This window comes from Pseudomonas sp. P4_C4, from assembly GCF_056402055.1.
This window is the reverse complement of sequence record NZ_JBFUID010000042.1, coordinates 23,007-42,832: the sequence shown is the minus strand read 5'-3', so window position 1 is coordinate 42,832 and position 19,826 is coordinate 23,007. Positions and strand designations below refer to the sequence as shown.

Here is a 19,826-nt window from a genome sequence, read left to right as displayed (position 1 = left end):
ACGCCAAAAAATTGGTGGCACCTTTAGCGTTGGATGTACGGCATTGCTCAAAATATGGTCTGGTCGGTAACCCTCCTTTGCCCCCGTACCAGCGGGGGCTTTTTTAAGAGCCCGATCCATTATTTTTATTTTCAGGGGCGCGGCCCCAATACATGTAGGTTGTATTCGTCTTGGTTGTGACGGATCTTTCAATGGAGGCTTATCATGGCTTGGATATGTTTAATTTTTGCAGGGATACTTGAAGTTGTTTGGGCTTTCTCCATGAAGCAATCTGAAGGTATGACCAAGCTTGGGCCGACTGTTGTTACCTTGGTATTGGTAATGGCAAGTTTTGCTCTCCTATCATTTTCCATGAAAAGTCTACCACTTGGTACTGCCTATACAATTTGGACTGGCATTGGTGCTGTTGGCGCGTTTGCAGTGGGTATCATCCTTCTAGGCGAACCTGCGAGCCTTATGCGAGTTGTCGCAGCTGTCTTAATTGTCAGCGGTCTTGTAATGATGAAGCTGGCTTCAGCTTGATTTTTTCTGTTTCGGTTAGAAAATAAATTATAAGGGTTGGAGTGACGCCTCAGCATTTCCTGAGGGATTTCATGCGCTGATTTTTTGTTTACCTTTGCAAAACAGGTTTTCAGTCAAGCAGATTGCTCTCTGTTACGAGCAGTTTGCTCATAATATTGATCTGTTTGCCATATTTGGATGAGCGAGCCATCGGCGTACTATCGGTGTCCAGTACAAGGACATGAGGTCTTGATTATGAGTGAGTATAAAATTGCTTCGCTTGATTTTGTAATAAATGGAGGTGTATAGCTAAATTTCTATTGCCGTTGATTGAGTAACGCTTGTCACAGCTCTTAAATGGGCGTGCAGTAATGCAACTATTGCGGGGCTTATATCCGAAATGTAGTTGCCAAAAGAAGAATTGTTAAAGTCGTCAGATCGTTAACTGCCCTTAATCAAACTACAACATCTAGGGATTCTCATATGATTTCGCTTCGAAAGCTCCTCGTGTTAGCACTTTTCCCACTTTGCGCGAATGTCGCTCTGGCCAAGGAATACAAAGAACTGCGTTTTGGCGTTGATGCTTCTTACGCACCATTCGAGTCTAAAGCGGCAGATGGTAGTCTTGCGGGGTTTGATATCGATCTGGGTAATGCAATCTGTGCCAAATTGAAGGTCAAATGTACATGGGTCGAGAGCGATTTCGACGGCACGATTCCTGGCCTGAAGGCCAACAAGTTCGATGGCATTCTCTCTTCCATGACGGTGACCCCAGCCCGCGAGAAAGTCATCGACTTCTCAAATGAGCTGTTCTCCGGCGCAACCTCTTACGTGTTCAAGAAAAATTCTGGTCTGAGCGAAGAGGTTACTTCCCTTAAGGGCAAGACCGTAGGCTATTTGCAAGGAAGTATCCAGGAAGCCTATGCCAAAGCGGTTCTGGATAAGGCTGGTGTCAAAACTCAGGCCTATCAGAACCAGGATCAGGTTTACTACGACCTGGTTTCCGGTCGCCTCGATGCGGCGATCCAGGACATGCTGCAAGCTCAGCTGGGTTTTTTGAATTCCCCCCAAGGCACTGGTTATGAAGTCAGCAAGCCCGTTGACAGCGAGTTACTGCCAGCCAAAACAGCTATTGGTATCTCTAAAGGTAACAAAGACCTCAAGGCATTTTTGGATAAGGGCATCCAAGCGTTACACGATGACGGTACCTATGACTTAATCCAGAAAAAACACTTCGGTGATCTGAATCTCTATAGCGGCAAGTAAGGCCCCGGTGCCCGTCCTCGGGGCGGGCGCTTTATTATCGCGATAGGTTCCTGAATTATGTTCGAAATACTGTTGCAGGCCCTCGGGCTCTCCACATACAGCATGAAAGGGTTCGGTCCTCTGTTGCTGGAGGGCGCCTGGATGACCGTCAAGTTGTCAATACTCTCGCTGCTGTTGAGCGTGCTGCTTGGTCTTATCGGGGCCAGTGCCAAACTTTCCAGTGTCAAACTCCTGCGAATCCCGGCACAGCTCTACACTACCCTGATTCGCGGGGTGCCGGACCTAGTGCTGATGCTACTGATCTTTTACAGCCTGCAAACCTGGTTGACCGGGATCACGCAGGCACTGGATTGGGAATACATAGAGATCAATCCGTTTGTTGCCGGGATCATCACGCTGGGGTTTATCTACGGGGCCTATTTCACTGAGACCTTTCGCGGGGCGATGTTAGCTGTGCCCCGTGGACAGGTGGAAGCGGCCACCGCCTATGGCTTAAGTCGCACTCAGCGCTTTCGCTTTGTGGTCTTCCCGCAAATGATGCGTTTTGCTTTACCGGGTATTGGCAATAACTGGATGGTCATCCTCAAAGCCACTGCACTGGTGTCGATCATAGGCCTTGCTGACTTGGTAAAGGCAGCCCAGGACGCTGGTAAAAGCACCTATCAATTGTTCTATTTTCTGGTCTTGGCAGCGCTTATTTATTTGGTAATTACCAGTACTTCAAACTATGTCCTGCGTTGGTTGGAACGGCGTTATGCGGCAGGTTCCCGGGAGGCTGTACGATGATCGAACTCTTGCAAGATTACTGGAAGCCTTTTCTCTATAGCGACGGCCACCAGATCACGGGGCTGGCCATGACCTTGTGGTTGCTCAGTGCCTCAATCTTCATCGGCTTTTTGGTGTCGGTCCCGTTGTCCATTGCCCGGGTTTCATCCAAGTGTTACCTGCGCTGGCCCGTACAGTTCTACACCTACCTGTTTCGGGGAACGCCGCTCTATATCCAGTTGCTGATCTGCTACACCGGGATCTACAGCCTGGCTGCAGTTCGTGCACAACCGGTGCTCGATGCATTCTTTCGCGACGCGATGAACTGCACCATCCTTGCGTTTGCGCTGAACACCTGCGCTTACACCACGGAGATTTTCGCCGGAGCAATTCGCAACATGGCCCATGGCGAAGTCGAAGCTGCGAAGGCCTATGGCCTGACGGGTTGGAAGCTCTATGCCTACGTGATCATGCCATCGGCGCTACGTCGCTCGTTGCCGTACTACAGCAACGAAGTAATTCTGATGCTGCATTCGACCACCGTGGCCTTCACTGCAACCGTCCCGGACATTCTGAAAGTTGCTCGCGACGCCAACTCGGCGACCTTTCTGACCTTTCATTCGTTCGGTATTACTGCGCTGATTTACCTGATGGTTACCTTCGCGCTTGTCGGACTATTCCGCATCGCCGAGCGCCGTTGGTTGGCTTTCCTTGGTCCGGCTCATTAGGGCTTGGTACTCCATATGGCCGCTCATTAGGCCTCGGGCTTTGTCGCCGGCTGTCACAGCTGCACAGCGACGCCACATTTTCCCTTAGAGGATGATTGCGCACATGTACAAATTGACTGTTGAAGAACTGCACAAGAGTTACGGTAACCACGAAGTACTCAAGGGCGTATCTCTGAAAGCCAAAACTGGTGATGTGATCAGTTTGATCGGCGCCAGTGGGTCAGGCAAAAGTACCTTCCTGCGCTGCATCAACTTTCTCGAAACACCCAATGACGGAGCCATGAGCCTGGACGGCAAGCAGATTCGCATGGTCAAAAACCATCATGGCATGCAGGTGGCCGATGCCTCTGAGTTGCAAAGGCTGCGCACCCGTCTAGCCATGGTCTTCCAGCACTTCAATCTGTGGGGCCACATGACCGTTCTGGAAAACATCACGATGGCCCCGCGCCGGGTGCTGGGTGTCAGCAAAAAAGATGCTGAAGATCGTGCCCGACGTTATCTGGACAAGGTGGGGCTGCCAGCGCGTGTTGCGGAGCAGTTTCCAGCATTTCTCTCTGGCGGTCAGCAACAGCGAGTGGCGATTGCACGAGCATTAGCGATGGAGCCGGAGGTTCTGCTGTTCGACGAACCGACGTCGGCGCTGGATCCGGAACTGGTGGGCGAAGTACTAAAGGTGATTCAGGGCCTGGCCGAAGAAGGCCGGACCATGATCATGGTGACCCACGAAATGAGCTTTGCCCGCAAGGTGTCGAGCCAGTTACTGTTTCTGCATCAAGGCCGAGTCGAGGAGCAGGGTGGGGCAGAGATTCTGGATAATCCGCGCAGCGAGCGCCTTCAACAGTTTCTGTCTAATGGACTGAAGTGAATAGAGTTAACAATGAAAAGGAAGGAAAAAAATCCCGATTTTTCACGAACATTGGGGCGTATTGATGAGGCTATCATTGACGTATTACGCCATGACGGGCGCATCACGTACCAGAAACTAGCAACACTTGTGCACCTGACCGCAAGCCCTTGCCAGCAACGCGTACGCAAGTTGGAGAGGCTAGGGGTGATTCGCGGTTATGGTGCGTTCATCGATGTGCAAAAGGTCTCACCGGGATTGTCCCTACAGGTATTGGTCGCTATATCGAGCCAGAATCGGCGCACTGCACAAAAAGCCTTCGAAGCATGTGTAGATAACTGTCCTCAGGTCCTGGAGTGCCGGCTTATTGGTGACCCGTTCGACTATAGCCTACGCATGCGCTGCAAGGACATGAAGCACTATCGTGCACTTACGGAAGTTTGGTTGGAGAATGAGGAGCTGTATATCGAAAAACTAGTTGCCTATCCTGAGCTGGCGGTAGTTAAGCATTCATCCACACACTGCGACTAGCGGTGAAAAGTATCAAAAGATGCAGGCTATGCATGAGATGAGCCGGTGAAGGCCTGAACGGCTGTCGTTGGCGTTAAATAATAAAAACAGAAATTTTTAATCTCGGGTAAATTGCCAATGACTGTCCACTTAAGGTTCAGCCACAAAGTTCTGCTCGCCGCATCGCTCGTAGTCATTGCAGCATTCTCATTATTCACACTGTACAACGATTATTTTCAGCGTGACGCTATACATACAAACCTCGAAAGCCACCTTGAGGGGATGAGCAAAATTGCTGCAAGCAATGTCCAGGCTTGGCTGTCTGGACGTGTTTTGCTGATAGACACCGTCGCTCAGACTGTTGCCAACGACAATACGCCGGACAGTGTGGTGCGCCTGCTGGAACAGAAGACGCTGCTTTCAACATTTAACTTCACCTATCTTGGGGGTATCGACGGCAGCTTTGCGATGCGACCAAAAGACGAATTGCCCGCCGATTATGACCCGCGTACCCGGCCTTGGTACAAGGATGCGATGGCAGCTGGTGGTACGACTTTGACTGAGCCGTACCTGGATGCATCCACTGGCCAGTTGATGATGACCATCGCTACTCCGGTTCACCATGGAAACCAACCTCTCGGTGTGGTCGGTGGTGACCTGACTTTGGATACCCTGGCGAAAATTGTCAGTTCGCTCGATCTGGGCGGCATCGGTTATGCCTTCCTGGTCAGTGCCGACGGCAAGATACTTGCTCACCCGGATAAAGACTTGGTGATGAAAAATCTTATCGATATCTATCCGCAAGACACACCCGCTATCAGTACCCATTTCAGTGAGACTGAGCAGGCGGGTGTTCCTTATATTCTGATGTTCTCGCCGATCAAGGGGCTGCCCTCGGTCAACTGGTATATCGGTTTGTCCATCGACAAGAAAAAAGCCTACCAGGCGTTAGGCGATTTCCGCGCTTCAGCTATTTTCGCCACTCTGTTTGCCGTGCTAATCACGTTGCTTCTACTGGGCATGCTAATCCGCGTACTGATGCAACCTCTGAGGTTAATGGGCAAAGCCATGCGCGATATAGCCCAGGGGGAGGGGGACCTGACCCGACGTTTGGCCGTGCATTCTCAAGATGAGTTTGGAGAATTGGCCAGCGACTTCAACCTTTTCGTGGAGCGAATCCAACATTCAATACGCGAAGTCTCATCAGCGACCGAACAAGTCAACGAAGTGGCAAAGCGAGTGATGTTTGCCTCCAGCTCATCCATAGCAAATTCCGACGAACAGGCCAATCGCACCAACAGCATTGCAGCAGCGATCAACGAGCTGGGTGCAGCCGCTCAGGAAATCGCGTGTAATGCCGGTGATGCCTCACTTCAGGCGTCAGATGCACGCCTTCAGGCTGAGGGTGGCCGGCAAGTGGTAGCTCAGACGATCAACGCCATGAACGAGTTGTCAGGAAAAATACGTGCATCCTGCAGCAACATAGAGACGCTGAATGGTAAGACGGTGAGCATTGGTCGGATCCTTGAAGTGATCAAGGGCATTTCCGAACAGACCAACCTACTAGCGCTCAACGCCGCTATCGAGGCTGCGCGGGCGGGCGAGGCAGGTCGCGGTTTCGCTGTGGTGGCGGATGAAGTACGCAGTCTTGCCTACCGCACTCAGATATCGGCACAAGAAATTCATACGATGATTGAGGAGCTTCAGGTCGGCGCTCGTGAGGCGGTTTGCACTATGAGCGAAAGCGAGCGCTATAGCCATGAAGGTGTGGTTATCGCCAACCAGGCTGGCGAGCGACTAGGGAGCGTTACTCAGCGTATTGGCGAAATTGATGGCATAAATCAGTCTGTAGCCACTGCTACTGAAGAGCAGACCGCTGTAATCGACTCGTTGAATATGGACATCACCGAGATCAAATCCCTCAACCAAGAAGGCGTGGAGAATCTCCTGGCCACCTTGCTCGCCTGTGATGACCTTGAGCAACAAGCCAGCCGACTCAAACATCTGGTGGATAGCTTCCGTACTTAAGTTGAATACATCGAACGCTGCTGATTATTAATAGTTTTTCCTGCTCAGTGGGAACCCTGAGTTCTTGATACTGAGGGCCCATTGAGCAAACTGAATCGCATCGCGTTTCGGATGTATCTCCTTGCCTTAAACGAGGCCAACTCAAAAAGCCATGAGCAAATCGAACTACTTCGAGGCATTAAAATTCAATCACTCGATCAACAATATCCGACCTTTACGTGACCCGGGTTAACGATGGAACGAACTACACATAATGCTGCCTTTCTCAATCGGGTGATTCACCTACAAGCATCGTTCCTCGCAGGCCTGGGCGGAAACGAAAAGCCTATCTCACGTTTTTGTCGGAGCTAAGTGTTCATGCGCGTGAATTTCTGCGTAATAGACTTCAGCGTCAACCAAGTGATATCGAGGACTTGCTACAAGAAACATTCTTGGCCGTGTATAGCAGGCGCGAAACGTACCTCCCAGATCAACCAGCGACGGCTCAGGTATTTGCCATTGTGCGCTACAAACTCGCTCGAGGTGGGCGCGTCATGATGCGTTTCACGACTCGCTAGACAATACAGCTGCCTGCCAGTGATTGAGCAGAGTTTGCAGCACTTAACGTTGATGAGCTTTATATCCTCGCACTTTGCAGGCGAGCCTCCCTTACATGAAACAGGTGAAGTCCATGACCGTTCGACCCATGCTGCCGGGTATCCGTGCCATTGAAGCTGAAATGATTGAGTTGCGCCGTCAGCTTCATGCTTATCCGGAGCTCAGCCTTAAGGAGTTCAAAACCTCAGATCTGGTTGCTGCCAAGCTCGAGTCGTGGGGGTTTGAGGTGCATCGTGGCTTTGGGGGGACTGGTGTTGTAGGGCGTTTGCAGCAAGGTTGTGGAAGTAAGGTCATTGGTATTCGGGCAGATATGGATGCACTGCCGATTCAGGAGCAGACCGGATTGCCTTATGCGAGCCAGCATCCAGGCGCCATGCATGCCTGTGGTCATGACGGCCATACTGCAATGCTGCTGGCTGCCGCGCAGCACCTAGCCAACAGCCGGCAGTTCGACGGTACGCTGGTGGTCATCTTTCAGCCCGCCGAAGAAAGCGATGGGGGCGCTCAGAAAATGCTGGATGATGGTCTCCTGGAGCGATTTCCCTGTAATGCGTTGTTCGGTATGCACAACATGCCTGGGTTGCCAGTAGGGAAGTTGGGTTTTCGGGCCGGACCGTTCATGGCCTCCACCGATACGGTTGAAATTCGAATTGATGGTACGGGCGGGCATGGCGGAATGCCACATAAAGCCATTGACCCCATACTTACTGGAGGGGTAATTGTCATGGCTCTGCAGAGTATTGTGTCGCGCAATACGGATCCTCTGGAGACGGCGGTGATCACTGTGGGCTCCTTTCATTCTGGTGAGGCGCCCAATGTCATTCCGGGGCATGCAGTACTCCAACTATGTGTGCGCGCCTTGAAGCCTAACGTTCGTGCCGACCTTCTCAAGCGGATTGTCCAGGTTGCCCAAGCTCAGGCGCTTAGCTTCGGTGCCAGTGTCAGTGTGGAGGTTGATAGGGAAGAATCATTGCCACCCTTGATCAATGATCCTCAGCTTACTGCGTTTGCCCGACAGGTCGCTGTTGATTGGTTGGGTGAAGAGGGGGTGATTCAAGACATGGCACCTATTGCTGCCAGTGAAGATTTTGCAGTGATGCTTGAGCATTGTCCTGGCAGCTATCTCTTTATCGGTAATGGTGATGGGGAAGGGGGGTGCATGGTGCATAACCCTGGGTACGACTTCAACGATGACTGCCTGGGGACGGGGGCTAGTTACTGGGTTCGGTTAGTTGAACAGTTTCTGGTGTGAGTTGGTTGAGATCAGGTGCAGTACTTACCCGATCCAGTAGCATTTGTAAGTGAGAGACAGGAGCAGCACAGTCACCAGCGCAATGATTGCGGCACTGGTGAAAACCAGGGATTGCCTCCCCGGCAAGCCCCCCATGAATAAAGAAAGTAACTGTCCGGAAAAAATCGCAATTGAAAGGTACGCAAGGTTACGTTCCATCTGAAGTACGTCACTCCGCTCAACGGTCATGTGGTTGTCGGTCCAGGCCAGGAACGTTGAAGTGCTTCATTCAAAAAGCGGGTGAAGGCTTGCACCCGAGCGGTATGTCTCAGGTCCTGATGGGTGAGGACCCAAAGTCCCGTTTTGAGGGCGTTGAGTCCTACGAACGGGACCCGCTCTAGCCCGGGGGTTGAATCTCCCAAATAGCAGGGAAGTGCGGCTATTCCCAAGCCCCCCAGCGCTGCTTGCCTAAGGGTGACCAAAGAGTCGGCCTTGAAAACAATGGACGTTGCAGGAATGCTGGCACGCAGCCATTTTGCAATATCCATTTGACCAAGTGCGAGATCCGGGGCAAGCCATCGATTGAAGTGCGCCGGATCAACGCTCCCATGACGCTCAGAAAATCCCCTGGCAGCGTAAACGGCAAACCCGACATCGGCGATACGCCTACCGATCAATGCGTCGGGAGGACTGTCACTGGTTCGTATTGCTACATCTGCATGCCGTTGGGCCAGATCGCTGATGAAATTGCCGGTGGTGACTTCAAGTGATATCTCGGGATGGAGTTCACTGAACCCTCCAAGTGCCTTCGGTAAAATGGATGCCATCAAAGTATCGCAGGTGGTAATGCGGAGTATGCCCTCTAATCGCAGATCCTTGCCTTCGAGTTTGCGGGACAGTTCGCTGACGGCGATATTCATGATTTGTGCTGTCTGCAGTAATTCTTCTCCGGAGTCAGTCATTGTGTAGCCGGTCGAGAGGCGATCAAATAGTCGAAATGCATGAAGTTTTTCGAACGCATTGATACGCCGCAGCACGGTGGTGTGATTAAGATGAAGTGCGCGTCCGGCAGCGGCAAAAGACTTGTGTTCGGCAACGGCAAGTATCAGGCGTAGATCGTCCCAGTCCCAAGTGTGCATATATGCAGTCCGTAATAGCTAAATTGCAGATTGTAGGGTTGCTGATTACTCGCAACAATATATTCGGAAGGCAGCGCAACGTGCGCTGTCAGTGTTATTTTGGAAGTTGTATGGACGATTCTTAAGGTATCTCCTATGGTGTTTTATTGCTTCGGCTGACAGCTGGTATTGCGTTGCTGGCGCACTCTCTATATTTAAAGGTTCTCGTTTTTACAATGTCAGGTACTTCAAGTTTTTTTGAGTCGATTGGCTTGCCGGGTGTGTTGGCGTGGCTGGTTCTCGGAGTTGAGGTCACCACGGGTGCAATGCTGGTGCTGGGCTTTAAAACTCGCTATGCGGCCTTGGCGGCCATTCCTGTTTTATTGGGTGCCACCTGGGCGCACTCGGGTAATGGCTGGCTGTTCAGCAGTACCGGCGGGGGCTGGGAGTACCCGGCATTCTGGACGGCGGTGCTGATTGCTATCGCGCTGTGTGGCGATGGTGCTTATGCCCTAACGCCGCAGCGTGCATCGGATAAAAATGCCGCCAGCTGAAAGACGGAACAGACGTCCTGAAAAAACCATGACCGCTGTCCAGGCCGAAGCTCCGTTGCCAACTGAACTCTGGTGCGGTTTTTGGCCAACTGGCGGATCAGTGCAACTGCGCAATGAAAAGCCACCCTGATGAGGTGGCTTTTCATCACATGCTACGGGCCTCTTGCTTTAGTCGACCAGTATTCGAATGTTTGAGGTGCCCCACATGGTGTAAACATCGGCGAGCAGTGCACCGTTATTGATGTCTTCCAATTCAGCTTGTGTAATCTCGGCATCGCCTTGTTTGCCATAGAGCGTTACGGTATCGCCGGGCTTGACGTTTTTTATGTCGGTCACATCTACCATAACTGTGTTCATCGAGATTTTTCCGACTGTGGGCACTTTCACGCCATTGATGACGACAAAAGACTTGTTGGTAAACACTCGGCGGTAGCCATCTGAGTAACCTACTGGGATGTTGGCGAGCCTGGAGTCTCGAGTCAGTGTGAGGGTGCGGTCATAGCCCACTGTGTTTCCGGCAGGATAGGTGTTGACCGTAGCAACCTTGCTTTTGAGTGACATGACGCGTTTCAGCTCGGCGCGGCCGATCAAATCGCCGTAAAGTGCTCCGCCCACGCGCACCATGTCCAAGTGGGTTGCCGGGACGTCAAGCGTTGCGAACGAGTTGGCACAATGAACGGTGATTTCGTCACGGTTCAAGTGGGCAGTCTTGATGATCCAGTCCTGCTCCGACATGAACTTGTCATAGGCCTCCATGACGAAGGCCTTATCCTCGACGGCGAAATGCGTCATGATCCCGGTGACCTTCAGTCCCTTCATTGAGGTGATTTCCAGCACGTCTTTTTTGCCCTGCTCGGTGGCAAGCTCCAAGCCATTCCTACTCATGACGCCCGCATTGGTAACGAGATGAATTTTGATGGGCTTGCCATTGTGTTCTGCCAGCGTGCTGATGGCTCGGGCTACCTGTGCATTGCCGATAAGCTCTTCAATGTCATAAGGCAATGCGCTGACGATTTCTCCCTCCGTGGCTTGCCGAACGCGAATTATTTTTCCTGTGTAGCCCTCTTTTCTGGCAATTCGCGCTTCTTCATTACTCGCAATGCCGATGCAATTAATGCCCGCTTCCATGATCGTCGGAATCAATAATGCGATACCGTGGCCATAAGCATCTGCTTTCATCACAGCGCACAAGCTACTGCCTTTCGATAATCTGCTTTTTACGAATTCGATATTTTGCTTGAAAGCAGATTTACTGATCTCTAACCAGGCGTTTGTTTGGGATATTGTTGCATTTACGTCCTGCTTGAAGTTGTACTCCTGTAGCAGCGGTGCAGCGAAAGCCTGAGTGCCAAGTGCAATGAGACCTACTGCGACAAAGTGAGAAAATGTTGTTTTCATTATTTCATCATTTGAGTACTTTTTTGCAGGGGAAGTTAGTTCCGTGTTATTCACTCAATGCTACACCTTCAATGCACAGGTGCCAGTTGGCAAATGGCTTGTTGCATTGAGCTTTTTGCTTGTTGTAGCAAGCTAACTGCTCGTGATGGTTGTTCTGAAGTTAGTGTCTTTGCTGTTTCTTCCAGGTGGGCGGGGAGGTGTGGGAGCAGTTCGTGAGAGGGGAGGTAAGTGATGACTCTTTTCACTTGTCGGACGGCGACCTGTTCCAGCCAGCCCTTGAGTCAACGCCGGCGTCACACGCTTCTATTGGATTAGGCCCCATGCTCTTGGCTGCATGGAACCACTTCAAGGCTTCAATTGCTCTCTTGTCTTCCCGTCACTCTCCATCCCTCAACACAACGTTTACACTTAACGGCTCCGCACTCTCGAAGGAATCTCCCCGGTGAACGTCAACGACGCCAGTTTCGAAGAACTGCTCAACGCTTTGCATGACGGCGTCTACATCACTGATGGCGACGGCAAGACGCTGAAGGTCAATCAAGCCTATGAGCGCCAGACCGGGCTCAGTGGTGCTGATCTCATCGGCCGATCCATGCAGGAGCTGGTGAAGGAGGGCGTCCTCTCGCAATCGGCCACACTGCGTGTATTGCATGAAGGTCGGCCGGTGTCGGTGATGCAGAGCCTGAGTCAGGGCAAGAAATTGTTAGTTAGCGCCACGCCGATTCTCGACGCTGAAAACCGGATTTCATATGTTGTCAGTACCGTACGCGACATGACTGAACTGCTGCGCATGAAACACGAGCGCGATGAGTTGCAACAGCTTAAACAACTGCGCAACAGCACCGCCAAACTTCATGCTGGCCAACGAGACAACCTCCTGCGTTCTCCGCTTATGGCCGATCAGGAGGTTTCCGGCCGCGTCTTCTCGCTGGCCCGGCAGGTTGCCAGTAGCTCGGTGAAGGTTTTGCTTCAGGGAGAAACCGGCGTCGGAAAGACCCTCGTAGCGCAATTCATCCACAACGCCAGTCCGCGTGCCAGTGAACCATTTCTCGCCCTCAACTGCGGTGCACTGCCCGAGAATCTGATCGAAGCCGAGCTGTTTGGCTATGCGCCTGGAGCGTTCACAGGCGCAGGCCCTAAAGGCAAGCGTGGCCTACTGGAGCTTGCGCATCACGGAACATTGTTTCTCGACGAAATTGGTGATTTGCCACTCCCGGTGCAGGTCAAGTTACTCAAGGTGATCGAAGAAAATCGCTTCATTCCTGTCGGTGGCCTGGAGTTGAAGGAGGTCGATGTGCGCATCATTAGCGCCACCCACCATGACCTCACACAGTTGGTGGCTGAAGGACGTTTTCGCGCTGACCTGTATTACCGGCTCAACGTGGTGCCGATCAACATTCCGGCACTGCGCGAGCGCAGTGAGGAAATCCCGCCGCTGCTGCATTACTACCTCGACAGCTTTAATGTCCGTTATCAACGCCAGGTTCAATGGAGTCTCGAAGCCCTCGATCTGATGTGCGACTACGCCTGGCCCGGCAACATCCGCGAGCTGATCAACATCGTCGAACGGCTGGTGGTGACCAATCAGACCGGGACTATTGAGGCGCTGGACATGCCTGAGGAGATCCTCAACCTCAACCCGCTGAATACCGATGACAGCCGCTTACCGCTGCGCAAGGTATTGGAAAATGCCGAGCGCAGTGCGATTCGTGCCGCGCTGCGTGTGCACAAGACCACGCGCCTGGCGGCCAAGGCGTTAGGCGTGAGTCAGGCGACCGTGGTGCAGAAAATGAAACGCTGGGAACATTCTGATTAGGATTTTAATCAGCCCCGAATAAATCGATCAGAAAACTAATCAGGACTGACCGGTAAAACCCCCTCCTGTTTTCGTGCGAATCGCGCAAAGGCCCACGCCACAGGGCTTTGCGGGTATTGGCACGTCTTTCGCTAACGCATATGGCACGTCTTCCAATAAAACAACATCCTCTGGACGAGCACTATGAACATCTCTGCTTTCAAAATCGCCAACAAATTGATCACTGGACAAGGCGCTATCGAGCAGCTTTCGGCTGAACTGACTCGCCTCAATGTCAAAAACCCGCTGATTGTCACCGACGCCATTCTGTTGGAATCCGRCACTGTTGATCTGGCGCTGGCGCAACTGGGTGGGCGCCGTTACGGCATTTTCGATCAGGTCAAACCGGAGCCTGAAATTGCCATCGTTGAGGACTGTACCCGCACCTATCGCAAGGGCAGCCACGACGGGTTGATTGCTGTGGGTGGCGGCAGCGCAATCGATATCGCCAAGGGCGTCGCGGCGTTTGCCGGACATGAAGGCCCGCTGGCCGAACTGTTCGGTGTCGATCTGGTGAAACGCAAAGGCCCCGTGCTGATTGCCATTCCGACGACCGCTGGCACCGGTTCGGAAGTGACCAACGTGGCCATCTTTTCTGACAAGCAAGCGAAGCTGAAGAAAGGCATTGTCAGCGACTACCTGCTGCCTGACGTAGCGCTGGTCAGCCCGATCATGACCCTGACTTGTCCGCGCAGTGTGACAGCGGCCAGCGGTGTCGACGCGCTGGTGCATGCGGTCGAGTCCTATCTTTCGGTGAATGCTTCGCCCATCACTGATGCCATCGCGCTGGGTGCGATCAAGCTGATCGCCAAGGCGTTGCCCAAGACTTATGCCAATCCGTCCAACCTCCAGGCCCGCGAAGACATGGCCACCGCCAGCCTGATGGCCGGCATGGCATTTGGCAACGCCGGGGTAGGCGCGGTGCATGCGCTGGCGTACCCGTTGGGCGGCCGGTTCAACATTGCCCACGGTGTCAGCAACGCCTTGCTGCTGCCGTACGTGATGGAGTGGAACAAGATGGCCTGCGTCGAGCGCTTCCGTGACATCGCCGAAGCCATGGGCGTGCGTGTCGCCGACCTGAACGACAAGGAAGCGGCGGATCAGGCTGTCAAAGCCATGGCGGATCTATGCGCCGCTGTGGATATCCCAACCGGTATGCGCAGTTTCAACGTGCCTGAGGATGCCATCCCGGCGATGGCCGAAGAGGCCAGTAAGATCGACCGCTTGATGCGCAACAACCCGCGCAAGTTGACCGCCACCGATATTGAGAAAATCTACCGCGCAGCCTACTGATCCCGAAAAGCCGCGACGCCCCAGCCTGGCGGTTCGGGCGTCTGCCATTACAAGACCAATAAAACAGGTGCACTCAATGTCCAACTCTACTGCGCAGCGGAGCGAAAGCCCGTACATCCCGCTGGGTCCTTTCAAGGTTCGGTTGCCGTTTATTCACTACAAAATCGAGCTTCCGGACTACCTCCAAGGCTTGCTGATGTGTGCCGTGGATCTGGCCGCCATTCCGCTGATGACCGAACTGCTCGGCATGCCATTTGAGGTCGCGTTGGCTGTCGTGATGCTCAACGGCTTGCTTTACCTCGTGCACCATTTGCTCGGTGACCCGACCGTACCTGGCTGGATCACCCCGGCGGTACCCCTGTTGATGGCTTACTGTGCTCAATTTCCAATGGGCCCGGAGCGTGTCCACGCCTTGATTGCCTTCCAGTTGATGTTGGGGGTTTTTTCAATTGCCCTAGGGGCTACCGGGATGGCGAAGAAGGTTGTGGAGTATGTGCCCTCAGCGATCAAATCCGGGATTATCGTCGGTGCCGGCTTGAGTGCGGTGATCGCGGTGTTCCAGGTTGGCGGTAAATTCAATGTGCTGCCCTGGACCATTTCCATTGCGGTCGGCATCGCCTTCTATCTGATCTTCTCCCAGCACTTCAACGAACTGAAGCAGCGCAACCGCTTCTGGTGGAACTTCGCCAAGCTCGGCATCTTGCCGATCATTCTGTTGGCGGTGGTGATTGCGCCGCTTTTCGGTGAGGCGCCATGGCCAACCATTCAGTGGGGCATCAGCAAACCGGATTTCGCCGGGTTGTGGAGCAACTACACCGTGTTCGGTCTGGGCATGCCGCCACTGTCGATGTTCATCTCCGCGTTGCCGACCATGCTGGCGGTGTACATCATTGTCTTCGGCGATGTGCTCAGTGCGAAATCGCTCCTCGATGAGGCGGAAACTGTCCGCACTGATGAAGTCGTCGACTACAACGCCGATCGCTCTCACCTGATCTTCGGCGCGCGTAATGCGTTCATGAGTATCTTTGGCCCGGATGTCGCCATGTGCGGCCCAAAATGGGCGGCGATGCTGGTGGTGGTGATCGAGCGTTTCAAAGGTGGGCCGAAGGCGATGAAGTCGATCATCGGCGGTGTCGGGTCGTTCCGTTGGGGGACCAACACCGGTCTGCTGTTGTTGCCGGTAGTGACTCTGGTACAGCCGATTCTCGGTGTTGCTCTGTCGCTGACGTTGCTGATCCAGGGTTATGTGAGTGTGCGTCTGGGCATCCTTGAAGCTCGTAGCCAGCGCGACTTGGGTATCGCGGGCGTGATCGGCGCGGTACTGGCGATCAAGGGGGCGAGCTGGGCATTCGGGATTGGCGTTGTGTTGTGCTTGCTGATCTACGGCAAAAACTTCTTCAAGGGCGAGGTGGATGGGACATTTGCCAAGGATCTGAAGGCGGCGCCTACCAAGCCAGCCAAAGGTGCTGAGTCGCCCACGGCTACTAAGCAGGTAGCAGAAGAGGCTATGGCTGACTGACAGGCCTGAGTCGCTCAATCTGACACTATTGCGGTGAGCTTCCTCCCACAGGTTTGGTATTGATCACGCCCTCTGTGATCAACACTAATCCATTTGTGGGAGGAGCCTCGGGCTAACTCCAGCACGCCTTAGCCGCGAAAGAAAGTTCGCCTTGCCTTCGTCATGCGAGCGATACCTTCCAGGTTAGCGATGGTGATCGGATTGCTGCGATCGTGAAGCTGTTAGCGTCAAGTGTGTCGCAGAATATGCGGGGAGGAGGGTAGCTCCGACAATTCGCAGTCGTACTTCCACCGAGACGAATAGACAGATACAAGCTGACGTCCCTATGCTGGCAGCGACTTTATAAAAACAATCAAAAAAGCCATGAACCGCACTGCTTACTTCTGCTTGCTACGCAAGTGGCTCGCCCGGCCGCACGGCAGCCTGGTGGCACGCTATACCTTGCTGTCCGTGTTTGTGATGAGCATCGCCCTCATTATGCTGGCAGTGCTCTATGAGCAATTGGCCAAAGATTTGCTCAATCGCTTGACTGGTGAACGTCTGGACGCCCAGGCCTTGTCCACGGCGAACCGCTTGTCATCATTTCTCGATGATCGCTTTTACCAGGTCTCGGCATTGTCCAATCACCCGAACATGCCGGGGTTTATTGCCGATCAGTCCGCCCCCGGCAGTGACGTGGAGTCTTTGCTCAAGATCGAAGCGGATTTTCCGTTCCTGTATGGCGTGTTGTTTTTCGATGAACAGGATCATTTGGTCAACGTGCTGCCGGGGCAAGCCGCCTCTGGTGAGCCCTATTGGACCAACACTCATTGGTCTATCGCCGGGCTGCCGACCCAGTGGGTCGGTGATATCGAAGTGATCGGGCCATTGCTGGCCGAACCCGGGCGCTCGGGTGGCTTCTTGATCCGCAAGACCATCCGCAATGGTCGCACCGATCACCGTGTGCGCATCGCCTTGCACCTGCGCCTTGCATCACTCACCGAGTTGCTCGTCAGTGCCGGGATGAGCGGGGTGGTTGCGCCGTTGCTGCGGGTGCCAGGCGGTGCCTTTATCGACCCCACCGGGCGCGCGGTCGAGGCGCCGAATCAGTGGCGTGACGGCCCCCAGATAATTCCCGGTTGGCAACTGGTGTTCAGAGTGCAGCCTGGGGCCATCCTTAAGCCGTTGAACGATGCACGCTGGTGGTTGTACTGGATAGCTGCTGGTTTTATCGTGTTTATCCTCATAGTGTTTTTTACTCTGTCGCGACAGTTGCGCTCGCGGGTCAGCACCTTGTTACAGGGCGCTCACCAGTTGTCCATGGGCGACCTCAGTTATCGCCTGGCTGAACAGCCCCGTGACGACGAAATCAACCATGTAGCGCGGGCGTTCAATGTAATGGCCGCGCGCTTGGCGGACATGTTGGAAAACACTGTGCGGACAGAAAATCTCGCGGTACTGGGGGCCTTTGCCACGGGCGTGGCCCATGAGGTGCGCAATCCCCTAACAACCATGAAAACTACAGTGCAAGCCTTGCTGCGCCGAGAAGAAGAACCCGAGCGACGCCACTTGCTGACCGACCTGGGCAAGGAAATCGACCGCTTATCCCATGTCACCAGCGATCTGTTGGAATATGGGAGGCCTCACCCGGCTCAACCCGAGGTGGTTGCCGTGGCGCCGTTGTTCGAGCAGATCGTCCAGCTGGCAGGGCCGGACGACCCGCAATTGCTGTGCGAAACAGAACCAGGCTTGCAGCTTTACGTCGACCCGGACCAGATCCGGCAGATCCTGGTCAACCTTTGTTTGAATGCCTTCCAGGCCTGCGACAACCAGAGTCCCGTGCGCCTGTGCGCCCAAGTATGGGGTGGGCAGGTGCGGGTCATGGTCATTGACCAGGGCTGCGGTATCTCCGAGGCGGACTTGCAGCGCATCCGCCAACCGTTTTTTACCTCCAAGGCGCGGGGTACCGGGCTGGGGCTGAGCATCAGCCAACAACTGCTGGAAGCCAACGGTGCGCGCATGGACATTATCAGTACGCTTGGCGTAGGGACTCAGGTGATCCTGGACTTCCCCGCGCCCCCAGGGAACGAGGCGAAGTAAACCACCGATGACTGACATTCACGTTTTGATAGTAGATGACGAAGAAGCGCTGGTGCGTTCCCTCAGCTACGCCCTGCGCGGCGAAGGAATGCGCATCAGCACGGCCGGCAGTGGTGAGGCAGCGCTGGAGCTGTTGGCGGGGGAGACCACCGGCATCGATATCGTGCTGCTCGACCTCGGCTTACCGGGCATCGATGGCCTGGCCACGTTGGACGGTATACGCCAGCTTCACGCACAACTGCCGGTGATCATGATTTCCGCTCACGGTGATACCCGCGCCGCCGTACAGGCAGTGAAAAGCGGCGCCACTGACTACCTTACAAAACCTTTTGAACTCGACGACCTGCTGGCGACCATCACCAGCACCTTGTCATTGGCCAGATGCGAAGAACCCGCAGTGGCGGTGAGTGATGAACTGGCCGCTGGCCTGCTTGGCCATAGCCCGGCGATGAGCACCTTGCACGCAGCGGTGGGGCGCATTGCCCGTAGTTCCGCGACACGGATTTTGTTGCTTGGAGAATCCGGCACGGGGAAGACTTTGGTCGCCCAAGCCCTGCACAACCATAGCGGGCGAGGTGGGCAACCGTTTATCGAGGTCAACTGTGCGGCATTGCCGGAGCAGTTGATCGAGGCAGAGTTGTTTGGTTCGGAAAAAGGCGCGTATACCGGCGCTCACCAAAAGCGTGCCGGGCTGGTCAGTCAGGCCGATGGCGGCACGCTGTTTCTCGATGAGATTGGCGAATTGCCGCTGGCGCTTCAAGCCAAGCTCCTGCATTTTCTTGAGAACGGCAGCTACCGAGCCGTGGGCGCCAGTGCCGCGAGTAGCGCGGATGTGCGGGTGGTGGCGGCGACCAATCGGGATCTGGCCGATGACGTGCAATCGGGACGCTTTCGTGAGGACCTGTTCTATCGCCTGAACGTGATCACACTGGATATTCCTTCACTGCGCGAGCGCGGTGAAGACGTGCTGTTGCTGGCCCAGCATTTCGCTCGGCGCCAGGCTGTGGAGGAAGGGGTCGAACCGATCCGCTTCCTGCCGGACAGCGCCCAGGCATTGGTCCGTCACCGCTGGCCGGGGAATGTGCGCGAGCTTAAAAACCTGGTAGAACGCTTGACCATACTGTCACCGGGGCAGGCGATCAGCGTGGCGATGTTGCCGCCAGCGTTGCAAGGCCTGCAGATCGAGCCACTGGTACTGGGCGAGCAGCTCGAGCTCGCCGAGCGTGATCTGGTCACCGATGCTCTGAGCCGCGCATCGGGCCATAAGGGCCTGGCAGCAAGCCTGTTGGGGATTTCCCGGCACGCGCTCAAGCGCCGTCTGCATCGCCTGGGACTGGATCGCTCGACCGAGCGGTAACCGCTCAACAATGCGCGCAGGTTGAGCGCCAAGCGCTCAATACAATCGTCGCAAATCTCAGTAGCCGCTGCCGAGGCAAGTGGCTGCGATCAATTTCAAGCGCGCTCACCCCGGGCGCCCAGGTATGCCTGGCAGACTGCATTTCCAGGCTGGCGGCCGCTTGCGTCCCGATCGTAGCCACTT

Annotated in this window: 17 protein-coding genes and 1 pseudogene; 16 read left to right on the top strand and 2 right to left on the bottom strand. The window is 54.3% G+C overall.

What is annotated here, in order from left to right; genetic code table 11:
- Positions 1-204: 204 nt before the first annotated feature.
- From AC1DXW_RS20970 to AC1DXW_RS20925, 10 genes and pseudogenes are all read left to right on the top strand, one after another.
- Positions 205-522, top strand: coding sequence for a DMT family transporter (locus tag AC1DXW_RS20970; RefSeq protein WP_477756799.1), 318 nt, complete (start codon positions 205-207; stop codon positions 520-522).
- Between the two features lie 462 nt (positions 523-984).
- Positions 985-1,767: a transporter substrate-binding domain-containing protein gene (locus AC1DXW_RS20965; protein ID WP_477760401.1), complete on the top strand. Its 783-nt coding sequence runs from the start codon at positions 985-987 to the stop codon at positions 1,765-1,767.
- Between the two features lie 57 nt (positions 1,768-1,824).
- Positions 1,825-2,553 carry an ABC transporter permease gene (locus AC1DXW_RS20960; RefSeq protein WP_064676932.1) on the top strand — a complete coding sequence of 243 codons (729 nt, stop codon included), beginning with the start codon at positions 1,825-1,827 and terminating at the stop codon, positions 2,551-2,553.
- Complete coding sequence (locus AC1DXW_RS20955; protein WP_064676933.1) at positions 2,550-3,260, top strand: ABC transporter permease; 711 nt, start codon at positions 2,550-2,552, stop codon at positions 3,258-3,260. The genes AC1DXW_RS20960 and AC1DXW_RS20955 overlap by 4 nt, the downstream gene beginning before the upstream one ends.
- A gap of 103 nt (positions 3,261-3,363) precedes the next feature.
- Positions 3,364-4,125 carry an ABC transporter ATP-binding protein gene (locus AC1DXW_RS20950; RefSeq protein ID WP_477760400.1) on the top strand — a complete coding sequence of 254 codons (762 nt, stop codon included), beginning with the start codon at positions 3,364-3,366 and terminating at the stop codon, positions 4,123-4,125.
- A 12-nt stretch (positions 4,126-4,137) separates the two neighbouring features.
- Positions 4,138-4,635, top strand: a complete 498-nt coding sequence (locus AC1DXW_RS20945) for an Lrp/AsnC family transcriptional regulator (protein WP_477756872.1) — start codon at positions 4,138-4,140, stop codon at positions 4,633-4,635.
- 117 nt (positions 4,636-4,752) lie between these two features.
- Positions 4,753-5,784 (top strand): annotated as a pseudogene (locus tag AC1DXW_RS20940) (HAMP domain-containing protein); the annotation flags it as partial.
- 72 nt (positions 5,785-5,856) lie between these two features.
- Positions 5,857-6,642 carry a methyl-accepting chemotaxis protein gene (locus tag AC1DXW_RS20935; protein ID WP_477760409.1) on the top strand — a complete coding sequence of 262 codons (786 nt, stop codon included), beginning with the start codon at positions 5,857-5,859 and terminating at the stop codon, positions 6,640-6,642.
- 437 nt (positions 6,643-7,079) lie between these two features.
- Positions 7,080-7,199, top strand: a complete 120-nt coding sequence (locus AC1DXW_RS20930; RefSeq protein WP_477757070.1) for a hypothetical protein — start codon at positions 7,080-7,082, stop codon at positions 7,197-7,199.
- A 113-nt stretch (positions 7,200-7,312) separates the two neighbouring features.
- Positions 7,313-8,491, top strand: coding sequence for a M20 aminoacylase family protein (locus tag AC1DXW_RS20925; RefSeq protein WP_477760399.1), 1,179 nt, complete (start codon positions 7,313-7,315; stop codon positions 8,489-8,491).
- A gap of 224 nt (positions 8,492-8,715) precedes the next feature.
- Here the strand turns inward: AC1DXW_RS20925 and AC1DXW_RS20920 are convergent, their stop codons facing one another.
- On the bottom strand, positions 8,716-9,609 hold the full coding sequence (locus tag AC1DXW_RS20920; RefSeq protein WP_477755812.1) for a LysR family transcriptional regulator: 894 nt from the start codon (positions 9,607-9,609) through the stop codon (positions 8,716-8,718).
- A 146-nt stretch (positions 9,610-9,755) separates the two neighbouring features.
- Here AC1DXW_RS20920 and AC1DXW_RS20915 point away from each other — a divergent pair, with 146 nt between their 5' ends.
- Positions 9,756-10,142: a DoxX family protein gene (locus AC1DXW_RS20915; RefSeq protein ID WP_477755811.1), complete on the top strand. Its 387-nt coding sequence runs from the start codon at positions 9,756-9,758 to the stop codon at positions 10,140-10,142.
- Between the two features lie 168 nt (positions 10,143-10,310).
- Here AC1DXW_RS20915 and alr read toward each other — a convergent pair whose 3' ends face one another.
- Complete coding sequence (alr, locus tag AC1DXW_RS20910; protein WP_477755810.1) at positions 10,311-11,594, bottom strand: alanine racemase; 1,284 nt, start codon at positions 11,592-11,594, stop codon at positions 10,311-10,313.
- Between the two features lie 388 nt (positions 11,595-11,982).
- Here alr and AC1DXW_RS20905 point away from each other — a divergent pair, with 388 nt between their 5' ends.
- The 5 genes from AC1DXW_RS20905 to AC1DXW_RS20885 all read left to right on the top strand — a co-directional run bounded on the left by AC1DXW_RS20905 (position 11,983) and on the right by AC1DXW_RS20885 (position 19,643).
- Positions 11,983-13,356, top strand: a complete 1,374-nt coding sequence (locus AC1DXW_RS20905; RefSeq protein ID WP_477755809.1) for a sigma-54 interaction domain-containing protein — start codon at positions 11,983-11,985, stop codon at positions 13,354-13,356.
- 183 nt (positions 13,357-13,539) lie between these two features.
- On the top strand, positions 13,540-14,688 hold the full coding sequence (locus AC1DXW_RS20900) for an iron-containing alcohol dehydrogenase (protein WP_477760398.1): 1,149 nt from the start codon (positions 13,540-13,542) through the stop codon (positions 14,686-14,688).
- A gap of 76 nt (positions 14,689-14,764) precedes the next feature.
- On the top strand, positions 14,765-16,207 hold the full coding sequence (locus AC1DXW_RS20895) for a hypothetical protein (RefSeq protein WP_477760397.1): 1,443 nt from the start codon (positions 14,765-14,767) through the stop codon (positions 16,205-16,207).
- A 363-nt stretch (positions 16,208-16,570) separates the two neighbouring features.
- Positions 16,571-18,286, top strand: a complete 1,716-nt coding sequence (locus AC1DXW_RS20890; RefSeq protein WP_477760396.1) for a sensor histidine kinase — start codon at positions 16,571-16,573, stop codon at positions 18,284-18,286.
- Positions 18,287-18,293: 7 nt separating this feature from the next.
- Positions 18,294-19,643 (top strand): sigma-54-dependent transcriptional regulator, encoded by a 1,350-nt coding sequence (locus AC1DXW_RS20885; RefSeq protein ID WP_458372948.1) that lies wholly within the window; start codon positions 18,294-18,296, stop codon positions 19,641-19,643.
- The last annotated feature ends 183 nt before the right edge of the window (positions 19,644-19,826 follow it).